The sequence below is a fragment of the Cellulomonas sp. P4_B5_2 genome (genome assembly GCF_056402235.1).
Genome location: NZ_JBFUHU010000098.1, coordinates 1 through 11,706, shown reverse-complemented (window position 1 = coordinate 11,706; position 11,706 = coordinate 1). Strand labels below are relative to the sequence as shown.

The following is an 11,706-nucleotide window of genomic DNA, read 5'->3' as shown; positions in this document are numbered from 1 at the left end:
CACCCCGACAGTGACCACCCCGCCGACGACCAGCGGCCTCTACGTCGACCCGACCACCCAGGGCTACCGCGCCTGGCAGACGGCGAGCGGCACCGAGAAGGCGCTGCTCGAGAAGATCGCCCTCACGCCGCAGGCCTACTGGGTGGGCAACTGGGCCGACCCGGCGCACGCCAAGGCCGAGGTGGCCGACTACACCGCCCGCGCGGTGGCCGCCGGCAAGACGCCGATGCTCGTCGTGTACGCCATCCCCGGCCGCGACTGCGGCTCGTACTCCGGCGGCGGCGTCGCCGAGAGCGCCTATGCGGCGTGGATCGACACGGTCGCGTCCGGCATCCAGGGCAACCCGTACGTCATCCTCGAGCCGGACGCGCTGGCCCAGCTGGGCGACTGCGCCGGCCAGGGCGACCGCGTCGGCTTCCTCAAGTACGCGGCCAAGTCGCTGACCCTCAAGGGCGCCCGCGTCTACATCGACGCCGGCCACTCGTCGTGGCTGCCCGTCAGCACGGCCGTGAGCCGCCTCAACCAGGTCGGCTTCGAGTACGCGGTCGGCTTCGCGCTCAACACGTCGAACTACCAGACCACCGCGGCGTCCAAGACGTACGGCCAGCAGATCTCGCAGCAGCTGGGCGGCAAGAAGTTCGTCATCGACACCTCGCGCAACGGCAACGGCTCCAACGGCGAGTGGTGCAACCCGCGCGGCCGGGCGCTCGGCGAGAAGCCGACGCTGGTCAACGACGGCTCGGGCCTCGACGCGCTGCTCTGGGTCAAGCTGCCCGGTGAGTCCGACGGCACCTGCAACGGCGGGCCCGCCGCCGGTGCCTGGTTCCAGGACATCGCCCTGGAGCTGGCCCGCAACGCGAAGTGGTGAGTAGTCAGCCGTAGACCATCCCCATGAGCTCGCGGACGTCACGGATCGTGGCGTCCGCGAGCTCGTTCGCGTGCGCGTTCCCGTGCGCGAGGATGTCGGCCACCAGCCCCGGCTCGGCTGCGAAGAGCGCCCGACGGGTCCGCAGGGGAGCCAGGTGGTCGACGAGCGCGTCCGCGACGAGAGCCTTGAGGTGTCCGGCGCCGCGGCTCCCGACCTCGTCGGCGATCGCCTCCGGCGGGACGCCCGTGCACAGCGACGCGAGCAGGAGCAGGTTGGCCACCTCGGGTCGCGACGACGGGTCGTAGGTGATGTGCCGGTCGGTGTCGGTCTTCGCCGACCTGATCGCGCGGACCGTGTCGTCGGCGCTCGCCCGCAGCTCGATCGCGTTCCCGCGGCTCTTGCTCATCTTGCGGCCGTCGGTGCCCAGCACGGTCGGTGCCTCGGAGAGCAGGGCCCCCGGCTCCGTGAAGCAGGGGCCGTACCGGGCGGTGAACCGGCGCGCGATCGTCCGCGTGAGCTCGAGGTGTGGCAGCTGGTCCCTGCCCACGGGGACCACGGTCGCGTGGCAGAACAGGATGTCCGCCGCCTGGTGCACCGGGTAGGTGAGCAGCAGGCCGGACAGCGACCTGCCCGAGTCGGCGAGCTCCTGCTTGACCGTCGGGTTCCGCTCCAGCTCCGCCGYGCTCACGAGCGACAGGAACGGGAGCATCAGCTGGTGGAGGGCGGGCACCGCGCTGTGCGTGAAGATCGTCGCGGTGTCGGGGTCGATCCCGGCGGCCAGGTAGTCGAGCACGATCTCGCGCACGTTCCCTGCGATGTCGCCCGGCGCCTCCCGGTCGGTGATCACCTGGTAGTCGGCGAGCACCAGCAGGGTCTCGACGCCGGACTGCTGCAGGCGCACCCGGTTGGCGACYGTGCCGAACAGGTGGCCGAGGTGGAGCGGTCCGGTCGGGCGTTCGCCGGTGAGCATGCGTTGCTGGGCCATGGCAGGACTCCTTCGAGAGACGGTGCCGCGCACGTGCCCGGAGACGACGAAGCCCCCGTGCCGCGTGAGCAGCTCGGGGGCAGGACGACCGCGGGCTGCGTCTAGTGCAGCCGGCGCCAGGTCGTCGAGGACATGGACAGCAGGGTAGCCGAGGCACAATCGCCTCATGCCTCCCCGCCGCCGCACCGACCCCGCCGACGGCCGTGCCGCGCTCGCGGTCTGGCGTGCGGACCCGGCCGCCGTCCCCACGTCCGCGCGGCGCACCGCGGTCCGGTTCACGCTCGAGGAGCTGGCCGAGGTGGCCCCGGGCAACGCCGTCGAGGTGCGGGTGCCCCCGGACGGCGCAGTGCAGGCGGTGGAGGGGCCGCGGCACACGCGCGGGACCCCGCCGAACGTGGTGGAGACCGACGCGCAGACGTGGCTCGAGCTGGTCACGGGCGCGCTGACCTGGGACGACGCCGTGGGGGCCGGGCGGATCCGGGCGTCCGGCGAACGTGCCGACCTGCGCGAGTGGCTCCCGCTGCAGGCGGCGCGGACCCGCGGCTGAGCACCGGCTGACCTAGGATCACGGGGTGCCGACCGACCCCCAGCCCGACGAGACTCCGGACGCCGTCAGCGAGCCTGCGACAGCTCAGCCCGTCGAGTCCGCGGCCCTCGATGCCCGCGGCGTGCCGATCCCCTCGGAGCAGGAGCTCGCTGCGGTCGCGGAGCCGGCGGTCGTCCGTCACGCCCCGAAGTACGGAGCGTTCATCACGGCCGGCGCTCTCGTCGGCATCGTCGTCGCCCTGGTCCTGGTCGCGATCATCCGGCCGGCGGCACCGTGGGTGGCCGACGGGTCCGGCTTCATCTCGTTCCTCGATGGTGAGGGTGCGGTGCGCACGGTCATGGCCGTCGGCGGAGCGGTGCTCGGCGGGTTCGTCGGCGGCGCACTCGCCGTCATGGCGGACCGGCGCAGCGTCCGCCGGGCGCACTCCGCCGACGTCTGACAGCTGGGCACGTTCCGTCCGCGCCCTKAGGCGTGTGCGACGATAGGAACGTGGCCCCCCGCGCAGACGGACGTCTGAACCACGACCTCCTCCCCAACGAAAAAGGCCCCCAGGACGCTTGTGGCGTCTTCGGTGTGTGGGCCCCCGGTGAGGAGGTCTCCAAGCTCACCTACTTCGGCCTGTACGCGCTGCAGCACCGCGGCCAGGAGTCGGCGGGCATCGCCACCTCCAACGGCCAGCAGCTGCTCGTCTACAAGGACATGGGCCTGGTCTCCCAGGTCTTCGACGAGACCGCGCTGAACGCCCTGCAGGGCCACATCGCGATCGGGCACGCGCGCTACTCGACCACCGGTGGCAGCACCTGGGAGAACGCGCAGCCGACGCTCGGCCCCACGGCCGCCGGCACCGTCGCCCTCGGCCACAACGGCAACCTCACCAACACCGCCGAGCTGGTGGACCTCGTCGCCGAGCGCTACGGCAGCCAGCGCCGCGGCGAGCTCGCCCGCGGCAACACCACCGACACCGCGCTGATCACCGCGCTCCTGGCGGGGGACCCGGACCACACCCTCGAGGCCACCGCGCTCGAGGTGCTCCCGCGCCTGCGCGGCGCGTTCAGCCTCGTCTTCATGGACGAGCACACCCTCTACGCCGCGCGCGACCCGCAGGGTGTCCGTCCGCTGGTGCTCGGACGACTGGAGCGCGGCTGGGTCGTGGCCAGCGAGACGCCCGCCCTCGACATCGTCGGTGCCTCGTTCGTCCGCGAGATCGAGCCCGGTGAGTTCATCGCCATCGACGCCGACGGCCTGCGCAGCAGCCGGTTCGCGAAGGTCGACCGCGCCGGGTGCGTGTTCGAGTACGTGTACCTCGCGCGCCCGGACACCTCGATCGCCGGCCGGTCGGTGCACGCCGCCCGCGTCGCGATGGGCCGGCGCCTCGCCATCGAGCACCCGGTCGAGGCGGACCTGGTCATCCCGGTCCCGGAGTCCGGCACGCCCGCCGCGGTCGGCTACGCCGCGGAGTCCGGCATCACGTTCGGCCAGGGCCTCACCAAGAACGCGTACGTCGGACGCACGTTCATCCAGCCGTCGCAGACGCTGCGCCAGCTGGGCATCCGGCTCAAGCTCAACCCGCTCAAGGAAGTCATCCGCGGCAAGCGCCTGGTGGTCGTCGACGACTCGATCGTCCGCGGCAACACCCAGCGTGCGCTCATCCGGATGCTCCGCGAGGCCGGCGCCGCCGAGGTGCACGTGCGGATCAGCTCCCCGCCGGTCAAGTGGCCCTGCTTCTACGGCATCGACTTCGCGTCCCGCGCCGAGCTCATCGCCAACGGCCTGGGGGTCGACGAGATCGCCGCGTCGCTCGGCGCCGACTCGCTCGGCTACATCTCCCCGGAGGGCATGATCGCCGCCACCGAGCAGCCCGCGTCGCAGCTGTGCGCCGCGTGCTTCACCGGTCAGTACCCGATCGAGCTGCCGCCGGCGGACCGGATCGGCAAGTTCCTGCTCGAGCAGAGCGAGCTGCCGCTGGGTGCCCCGGAGGACGGGCTCCTGTCGATCGTGCCGAGCGCCGGTGGCGCGAGCGCCCTGGACCACCCGTGAGCGGCCCGCAGGTCACGTACGCCGGTGCGGGCGTGGACACGGAGGCCGGTGACAAGGCCGTCGAGCTGATGAAGGACGCTGTCCGCGCCACGCACGGGCCGCAGGTGCTCGGGGGGGTCGGCGGCTTCGCGGGCCTGTACGACGCCAGCGCCCTGCTCAGCTACCGCAAGCCGCTGCTGGCCACCTCGACCGACGGTGTCGGCACCAAGGTCGCCATCGCGCAGGCCCTGGACATCCACGACACCATCGGGTTCGACCTGGTGGGCATGGTCGTCGACGACATCGTCGTGGTCGGCGCGAAGCCCCTGTTCATGACCGACTACATCGCGTGCGGCCGGGTGGTGCCCGAGCGCATCGCCGGCATCGTGCGTGGCATCGCGGCGGCGTGCTCGGTGGCCGGGACCGCGCTCGTGGGCGGCGAGACCGCCGAGCACCCCGGCCTGCTGGGTCCCGACGAGTACGACGTGGCCGGTGCCGCGACGGGCGTGGTCGAGGCCGACCGGCTGCTGGGCCCCGAGCGGGTGCGTGCCGGCGACGTGCTGCTGGCCCTCGGCTCGAGCGGCCTGCACTCGAACGGCTACTCGCTGGTCCGCAAGGTGGTCTCYGTGGCCGGCTGGACGCTGGACCGCCACGTCGACGAGCTGGGCCGCACGCTGGGTGAGGAGCTCCTGGAGCCCACCCGCGTCTACGCGAGCGACTGCCTGGCACTGGCCGAGCGCGCGGGCGTCGAGGGCCTGCACGCGTACAGCCACGTGACCGGCGGGGGACTCGCGTCGAACGTCGCGCGCGTGCTGCCGCAGGGTCTGGTCGCGGACATCGACCGCGGGGGCTGGACGCTGCCGCCGGTGTTCTCGCTGGTGCAGCGCCTGGGCCAGGTGCCGTGGACCGACCTCGAGGGCACGCTCAACCTCGGGGTGGGCATGGTCGCGATCGTCGCCGCCGACTCGGCGGCCGGGGTGCTCGCGCACGCGACCGAGCTGGGCCTGCCCGCGTGGGAGCTGGGCACCGTGCGGCACGCCGACCCGAGCACCGACGTGGCGGGTGCACCGGGGTTCGTCGCGGGCACCAAGGGCGTCCACGGGGGAGCCGTCCAGCTCACCGGCGCCTACCGGGTCTGACGGCACGCGTGCGCACACGCTCGCACCACCCCGAAGGATGGTGCGGTGCGTGTGCGTGCCTACGCCTCAGCGCAGGTGGCGAGAACAATCAGCGATCGTCGTCCGACCAGCGTCGGTAGTCGTCGCTGTCGTCGTCAGTGTCCGTCTCCACAGCCGCGCGAGGGCGGTTGTCGGTGACGACATCGTTGTGGCCGTGCGACGTGAGCTCCTGCTCGAGAGCTCGGTAGTTGGTATCCGGGCTGAAGTACTTCAGCTCCCGGGCCACCTTCGTCTGCTTAGCCTTCTGACGGCCGCGCCCCATGGCATCGACCCCCTCTTACGTGGATGCGGGGCGGCTCCGTGCTGACACGTGCGGCCCCGGGGTGCTGAATCGTCTCTTCGTGGGGCAACGGTACATGCTCGTTCGGTATTCCGACCACTCGCCGTGCGCGATGCGCGTCACGTCTGCGCCGGCGACGCCGAGGCGGGTCGGCCGGCGTGAGCCGGACTGGCGTCCAGCGCCCCGTGGACGGTCCAGCGCGTCCCGGCGTGTATGACCGAATGGTCGGGTTTAGGCTGGTGCCACGGCTCACGAGTCGCGAAGTATGAGAAGTGTATGAGAGCGGCGTGAAGGTTCGTTATCGGACCGTGTCCGGGAACGCGCTGTATGCGGCTTTCGTTCATGCTAGTGGGGCGATGTCAGGTTTGGGGGCTTCAGCCCGTACCCTTGCCAGATCGAGAACGTTTCACACCCGCAGGACCGCATCACCCGCACCTGAACTGGCCCGAGCATCGACGACGTCGACGCTGCAGGCCGCACGCTCGCCAGGAGGCAGCAGATGAACGCACACGCCGCAGACTCCGAAGCCCTGCTCACGCCCTCCGAGGTCGCGACACTGTTTCGGGTCGATCCCAAGACCGTCACCCGCTGGGCGAAGGCCGGGAAGCTGTCCTCGATCCGCACGCTCGGCGGCCACCGCCGGTACCGCGAGTCCGAGGTGAGGGACCTGCTCAACGGGGTCCCGCAGCAGCGCCTGTCCGACGGCTGAACCCACTCTCACTCGGCCGAGGTCGTCGACCCTGCTCGACGTGCCCTCGGCCGTTGCGCGCCCGCGGCGGCGCGCCCCGGACATGACGACGACGGCGAGGGCCGCACCGTGGCGCCCTCGCCGTCGGCGTGCGTCAGCCTCTGCGGCGCCCCGCGACGATGAGCGCGACCAGGGCCGCGACGCCGGCCGCGGCGCCGCCGAGGACGGCGAAGGCCTTCTTGCGCGCCGCCGGGTCGGCATCGGTGTTCTTGGCGTCGCTCCACAGCTGACGGCCCGACTCCACCGCGCGGCCCGCCTGAGCGCGGGGATCGAGCCGTGCCACGAGCTCGTCGACGTTCGACGCCAGCTGCGCGCGCGTGAGCGCGAGCTCGGCCTCCAACGCCTCCATCTGGGGGGTGGTGAACGGCTTGGGCGCGTCCTTGGGCTTCGACTCGTCGCTCATGCGGAGAACCCTGCCTTCAGCGTCGCGATGTCCTCGTGGACGCCCTCGATCGCCTTGGCCGGGGTGGGGGGTGAACCGGCCTTGATGCGGTTGATGCCGATGAGCACCAGCACCGCGATCACGATCAGCATCACGACGCACACGATGAGCGCGGCCAGCCAGAGGTCGACCCAGAGGTCCAGGACGATGATCGCCAGCGCGATCCCGGCGCCGAGCAGGTAGAGGGCGAGCACCCCGCCCACGGCGACGAGTGCGGCGCCGATCCCGAGCTGCTGCGCCCGTCCCGTGAGCTCGGCCTTGGCGAGGTCGATCTCCGCGCGCACGAGTCGCGCAGCCTGCTCGCTGATCTCGGACACCAACTGGCCGAGCGACTTCTCGTCGCCCGGCGGTCCCGACTGGGTGGTCATGGGGCACGGCCTCTCGTCTGCACATCCGGTGACCACCAGTCTGGTGGTCGGCGATCCGCCACGCGAGAGGAACGGCCCTGATCAACCGCGCGGACTCAGTCCGCCCAGGGGTGAACCTGCTCCTCGGCGGGGTGTGCCGGCTCGTGGATCCGCACGACCGAGACGGCCGGCCCCGGGGGCAGCCGGCGCCGGGCCCAGGCCGCGACCCCGGCACCGATGAGCAGGAGCGCCACCCCGATGATCAGCGCGGCGAGCCAGGCGTCGACCGCGTGGGACAGGCCGAGCACCGCAGCCGTGATGAGGAGCGCGAGACCGAAGAAGCTCACCAGGGCGGCCGCCGCGAACCCGAGCGCAGCCGGGCGGACCTCGATGGCGCGGGCGCGGACGCTGCGCGTGACCGCGTCGATCTCGGCCTGGACGCTCTCGCGCACGTGGTCCTCGACCTGGGCGAACTTCTCGCGCGCCCGGTCCGCGAGGGGCTCGGAGAAGCGGTCGAAGAAGCTGCGCGGGCGATCGGCGCCAGGGGTGCTGGCCATGAGGTCCTCCTCGTACGGCGTGCGGTGACCTCAGCGTAGGAGCAGAACGCCTGGTGGCAGAGTTGCCGCGCTCACGACGAAGCCCCGCTCCGGGTGATCCGGGCGGGGCTTCCGATGTGGCCACTGGCAGGGTCGAACTGCCGACCTTTCGATTTTCAGTCGAACGCTCTACCAACTGAGCTAAGTGGCCGAAACGACGCGGCCCGGTCTCTGCTCATCACAGAACTGCTGACCGGGCGTATCGAGCGACCCCGACGGGACTTGAACCCGCGACCTCCGCCGTGACAGGGCGGCGCGCTAACCAACTGCGCTACGGGGCCTTGAACTGCTGCAAGGCCTTACTGCTGATCCTGCTCGTACCCCCAACGGGATTCGAACCCGTGCTACCGCCGTGAAAGGGCGGGGTCCTAGGCCGCTAGACGATGGGGGCTTGTCCAACCCCTGACGTCGAGGCGCCGGATGACCGGTGATGAGCATACGGGGTGATCGGCCGTAACTCCAAAGCGGTTGCCGGTGGCCCCCGTCACGTGCCGCGGACCAGGCAGGATGGTGCCCATGGTCGACATGACGCTCGCCGAGTTCGAGGACGCGGTCCGCGACGCTCTCGACGAGATCCCCGACGAGCTGGCCGCCATGATGGACAACGTCGTCGTGCTGGTGGAGGACGAGGCGCCCGAGGGCGAGGTCGAGCTGCTGGGCCTGTACGAGGGAACCCCGCTGACCGAACGCGGGGAGTTCTGGGCCGCCGGCTCGCTGCCCGACCGGATCACCATCTTCCGGCTCCCCACCCTGGCCGTCTGCGACGACCGAGCGGACGTGGTCGAGGAGGTCGCCGTCACTGTGGTGCACGAGATCGCGCACCACTTCGGCATCGACGACGACCGCCTGCACGAGCTCGGCTGGGACTGACGCAGTGGGACACGACCACGGGCACGGGACGGCGGCACAGGCGCACCGGGGGCGGCTCCTGGCGGTGCTGGTGCTGACGCTCGTCGTGCTGGTGGTCGAGGTGGTCGGCGGGCTCGTCTCCGGGTCGTTCGCCCTGATCGCCGACGCCGGGCACATGCTCACCGACGCCGCCGGTGTGGGCCTCGCGCTGGGCGCGACCGCACTGGCGGCCCGGCCCGCCACGGCCGCGCGCACGTTCGGCTGGCAGCGCGCGGAGATCCTCGCGGCGCTGGTCAACGGGCTGGTCATCGCGGCCGTCGGGGTCGGGGTGATCGTCGGCGGGATCGCGCGGATCCTTAACCCGGGCGAGGTCGAGGCCGGGCTCATGCTCGCCGTGGCGGTCGTCGGGCTCGCCGCCAACGGGGTCGGCCTGGCGCTGTTGCGCCGGGGGCAGGAGGAGTCGCTCACCGTCCGCGGCGCCTATCTCGAGGTGCTCGGCGACCTGCTCGGGTCCGCGGCCGTGGTCGTCGCGGCGGTCGTCGTGCTGGCCACCGGGTTCCTGCGGGCCGACGGGATCGTCTCCGTGCTCATCGGCCTGATGATCGTGCCGCGTGCGGTCAGCCTGCTGCGCGAGGTCGGGACCGTGCTGCTCGAGGCCACGCCCCGCGGGGTGGACCTGGACGCGATCCGGTCGCACATCTGCGGTGTCTCCGGGGTGCTCGGCGTGCACGACCTGCACGCGTGGACCATCACGTCCGGCGTGCCGGTGCTCTCGGCGCACGTCGAGGTGCCCGACGACCTCCTGTCCCGGGGCGAGGCAGGCCGCGTGCTCGACGACCTGCGACGCTGCCTGGCCGGCCACTTCGACGTCGACCACTGCACGTTCCAGCTGGAACCGCCGTCCACCACGGGCCGCGAGCGCCACGCGCACGCCTGACCCTGGCCGTGCGCCCGCACGCCGAGTGCGGGCCTCGGTGGGCTGGGACCGTAGGGTCGGCGCATGGTTGCTGTGGGGATCGTGCTGCTGCYGCAGGAGCGGTGGGTGTCGGCTCGCCGGAAGTGGGAGCAGGCCGAGGAGTGGGGCTTCGACCACGCGTGGACGTACGACCACCTCGCCTGGCGCTCCCTCGTCGACCAGCCGTGGTTCGCCACCGTGCCGCTCCTGGCCGCTGCCGCGGCCGTCACCGAGCGGATCGGGCTGGGCACGTGGGTGGCGTCCCCGAACTTCCGGCACCCGGTGCCGTTCGCCAAGGACGTCATGGGTCTCGACGACGTCAGCGGGGGTCGGTTCCTGCTCGGCGTGGGCGCTGGCGGCGAGGGGTTCGACGCCTCCGTCACCGGCGACCCGCCGACGCGCGGCGAGCGGACGCGGCGGTTCGAGGAGTTCGTCGGGCTGCTCGACTCGCTGCTGACCCAGCCGGTGACGTCGCACCAGGGCACGTTCTACCGGGCCGACGAGGCGCGGATGATCCCCGGCACGATCGCGCAGCCGCGCACGCCGTTCGTCGTCGCCGCCAACGGACCCCGGACGATGACGCTGGCCGCGCGGTTCGGGCAGGGGTGGGCCACCTACGGACCCGCGTACGCGACCGAGGACGTCCCGGCCGAGGCGACAGCCGCGCAGGAGCAGTGGTGGACGGGGCTGGCGACGATGCTCGAGCAGGTGGACGCGATCGAGGCCTCCGTCAGGCCTGCGGGCGAGCCACCGCTGCGCCGGTACCTCAGCCTGGACGGGGCGCCGATCTTCTCGATGACCTCGCTGGACGTGGTGACCGAGGGCATCGAGCGTGCGGCGGCGCTGGGGTTCAGCGACGTGGTGATCCACTGGCCGCGCGCGGAGGGGATCTACGCCGGCGACGAGTCCGTGCTGGAGGCCCTGGTCGATGAGCTGCCGAGGGATCCGGTCGCCAGGGCGCTCGGATCTGCGGACGTTCGCTCAGTGGGCCTGGCGGGCTTCCCAGGCGCTGGTGACCATATCCAGCAGGGTGTGGCGCATCTGCCAGTCGAGGTCGCGGGCCGCCAGCTCGCCCGACGCCACGATGCGGGCCGGGTCGCCCGGCCGGCGCGGGGCGGTCTCGGGCTCGAACGCGATGCCGGTGCCCTCGGCCATCGCGGTCATGATCTGCCGCACCGAGACGCCGTCGCCGGAGCCCAGGTTGTAGACGGGCTCCAGGGTGCCGCCGGCGGCCAGGACCTGCGCGGCGGCGACGTGCGAGTCGGCCAGGTCTGCGACGTGGATGTAGTCGCGGACGCAGGTGCCGTCGGGCGTCGGGTAGTCGGTGCCGTTGATCCGCGGGGTGCGGCCCTCCACCAGGGCGTCGAGCACCAGCGGGAAGAGGTTGTGCGGGCTGGTGTCGTAGAGGTCCGGGGTGGCGGAGCCGACGACGTTGAAGTACCGCAGCGACGTGTGCCGCAGGCCTGCCGCCCGCGCCTGGTCGCGCAGCAGCCACTCGCCGATGAGCTTGGACTCGCCGTAGGGCGACTCGGGCGTGGTCGGGGTGGTCTCGGTGACCAGGTCCACGTCCGGGGTGCCGTACACGGCGGCCGACGACGAGAAGACGATCGCGTCGACGCCCTGCGAGGCCATGGCCTCCAGCAGGTGGGCGGTGCCGGTGACGTTCTGGTCGTACGTGTGCAGCGGCCGGTCGACGGACACGCCGGCGTACTTGAACCCCGCCAGGTGCACGACGCCCACGACCGCGTGCTGGGAGATCGTGTCCGCCACCAGGTCGGTGTCGAGGATCGACCCTTCCACCAGCGGCACGCCGTCGGGGACGAACGCCCGGTGCCCGCTGGACAGGTCGTCCAAGACCACCGTCGCCAGCCCGACCTGCCCGAACGCCCGCACCA

15 protein-coding genes, 3 tRNA genes and 1 pseudogene are annotated in these 11,706 nt (G+C 72.1%); 9 read left to right on the top strand and 10 right to left on the bottom strand.

All coding sequences use genetic code 11. From position 1 onward, the window contains the following. A partial coding sequence (locus AC1DUQ_RS09050; RefSeq protein WP_477073678.1) for a glycoside hydrolase family 6 protein occupies positions 1–868 on the top strand: 868 nt, incomplete at its 5' end. Between the two features lie 4 nt (positions 869–872). Here AC1DUQ_RS09050 and trpS read toward each other — a convergent pair. Continuing rightward, positions 873–1,853, bottom strand: coding sequence for a tryptophan--tRNA ligase (trpS, locus tag AC1DUQ_RS09045; protein WP_477073677.1), 981 nt, complete (start codon positions 1,851–1,853; stop codon positions 873–875). A 166-nt stretch (positions 1,854–2,019) separates the two neighbouring features. On the opposite strand from trpS, the gene AC1DUQ_RS09040 reads away from it, so the two are divergent. The 4 genes from AC1DUQ_RS09040 to purM are packed head-to-tail and all read left to right on the top strand — an operon-like array spanning position 2,020 to position 5,555. Then, entirely contained in the window at positions 2,020–2,400 is a 381-nt protein-coding gene (locus tag AC1DUQ_RS09040; RefSeq protein ID WP_477061090.1) for a sterol carrier family protein, read from the top strand. A 25-nt stretch (positions 2,401–2,425) separates the two neighbouring features. Continuing rightward, on the top strand, positions 2,426–2,839 hold the full coding sequence (locus AC1DUQ_RS09035; protein WP_477061091.1) for a histidine kinase: 414 nt from the start codon (positions 2,426–2,428) through the stop codon (positions 2,837–2,839). A gap of 50 nt (positions 2,840–2,889) precedes the next feature. After that, complete coding sequence (purF, locus tag AC1DUQ_RS09030) at positions 2,890–4,437, top strand: amidophosphoribosyltransferase (protein WP_056088161.1); 1,548 nt, start codon at positions 2,890–2,892, stop codon at positions 4,435–4,437. Beyond that, entirely contained in the window at positions 4,434–5,555 is a 1,122-nt protein-coding gene (purM, locus tag AC1DUQ_RS09025; protein WP_477061092.1) for a phosphoribosylformylglycinamidine cyclo-ligase, read from the top strand. Before purF ends, purM begins: the two co-directional genes overlap by 4 nt. An 88-nt stretch (positions 5,556–5,643) precedes the next feature. Here the strand turns inward: purM and AC1DUQ_RS09020 are convergent, their stop codons facing one another. Beyond that, the gene (locus AC1DUQ_RS09020; protein WP_056088169.1) at positions 5,644–5,856 is read right to left on the bottom strand and encodes a DUF3073 domain-containing protein; all 213 of its coding nucleotides are present in this window, start codon (positions 5,854–5,856) and stop codon (positions 5,644–5,646) included. 517 nt (positions 5,857–6,373) lie between these two features. On the opposite strand from AC1DUQ_RS09020, the gene AC1DUQ_RS09015 reads away from it, so the two are divergent. Continuing rightward, on the top strand, positions 6,374–6,583 hold the full coding sequence (locus AC1DUQ_RS09015) for a BldC family transcriptional regulator (protein WP_056088172.1): 210 nt from the start codon (positions 6,374–6,376) through the stop codon (positions 6,581–6,583). Between the two features lie 133 nt (positions 6,584–6,716). On the opposite strand, the gene AC1DUQ_RS09010 is transcribed toward AC1DUQ_RS09015, so the two are convergent. The 6 genes from AC1DUQ_RS09010 to AC1DUQ_RS08985 form a co-directional block, all read right to left on the bottom strand. Further along, positions 6,717–7,025: a DUF3618 domain-containing protein gene (locus tag AC1DUQ_RS09010; RefSeq protein ID WP_477061093.1), complete on the bottom strand. Its 309-nt coding sequence runs from the start codon at positions 7,023–7,025 to the stop codon at positions 6,717–6,719. After that, a complete protein-coding gene (locus AC1DUQ_RS09005; RefSeq protein ID WP_477061094.1) occupies positions 7,022–7,432 on the bottom strand; it encodes a phage holin family protein in 411 nt (136 codons plus the stop codon). Before AC1DUQ_RS09005 ends, AC1DUQ_RS09010 begins: the two co-directional genes overlap by 4 nt. Before the next feature lie 95 nt (positions 7,433–7,527). Beyond that, positions 7,528–7,968, bottom strand: coding sequence for a phage holin family protein (locus AC1DUQ_RS09000; RefSeq protein WP_477061095.1), 441 nt, complete (start codon positions 7,966–7,968; stop codon positions 7,528–7,530). Between the two features lie 117 nt (positions 7,969–8,085). Next, positions 8,086–8,158: transfer RNA gene (locus tag AC1DUQ_RS08995), tRNA-Phe, on the bottom strand. Between the two features lie 56 nt (positions 8,159–8,214). After that, positions 8,215–8,288 (bottom strand) — tRNA-Asp (locus AC1DUQ_RS08990). A 37-nt stretch (positions 8,289–8,325) separates the two neighbouring features. Further along, a tRNA-Glu gene (locus AC1DUQ_RS08985) sits at positions 8,326–8,398 on the bottom strand. Between the two features lie 125 nt (positions 8,399–8,523). On the opposite strand from AC1DUQ_RS08985, the gene AC1DUQ_RS08980 reads away from it, so the two are divergent. The 3 genes and pseudogenes from AC1DUQ_RS08980 to AC1DUQ_RS08970 all read left to right on the top strand — a co-directional run. Continuing rightward, on the top strand, positions 8,524–8,877 hold the full coding sequence (locus tag AC1DUQ_RS08980) for a metallopeptidase family protein (protein WP_477061096.1): 354 nt from the start codon (positions 8,524–8,526) through the stop codon (positions 8,875–8,877). A gap of 4 nt (positions 8,878–8,881) precedes the next feature. Further along, on the top strand, positions 8,882–9,793 hold the full coding sequence (locus AC1DUQ_RS08975; RefSeq protein ID WP_477061097.1) for a cation diffusion facilitator family transporter: 912 nt from the start codon (positions 8,882–8,884) through the stop codon (positions 9,791–9,793). A 63-nt stretch (positions 9,794–9,856) separates the two neighbouring features. Then, positions 9,857–10,411, top strand: a pseudogene (locus AC1DUQ_RS08970) (LLM class flavin-dependent oxidoreductase); the annotation flags it as partial. Between the two features lie 14 nt (positions 10,412–10,425). On the opposite strand, the gene AC1DUQ_RS08965 reads toward AC1DUQ_RS08970, so the two are convergent. Both AC1DUQ_RS08965 and galE read right to left on the bottom strand, forming a co-directional pair. Then, complete coding sequence (locus tag AC1DUQ_RS08965) at positions 10,426–10,638, bottom strand: hypothetical protein (protein WP_477073676.1); 213 nt, start codon at positions 10,636–10,638, stop codon at positions 10,426–10,428. A 154-nt stretch (positions 10,639–10,792) separates the two neighbouring features. Continuing rightward, a complete protein-coding gene (galE, locus tag AC1DUQ_RS08960; protein ID WP_477073675.1) occupies positions 10,793–11,704 on the bottom strand; it encodes a UDP-glucose 4-epimerase GalE in 912 nt (303 codons plus the stop codon). Positions 11,705–11,706 lie beyond the last annotated feature (2 nt).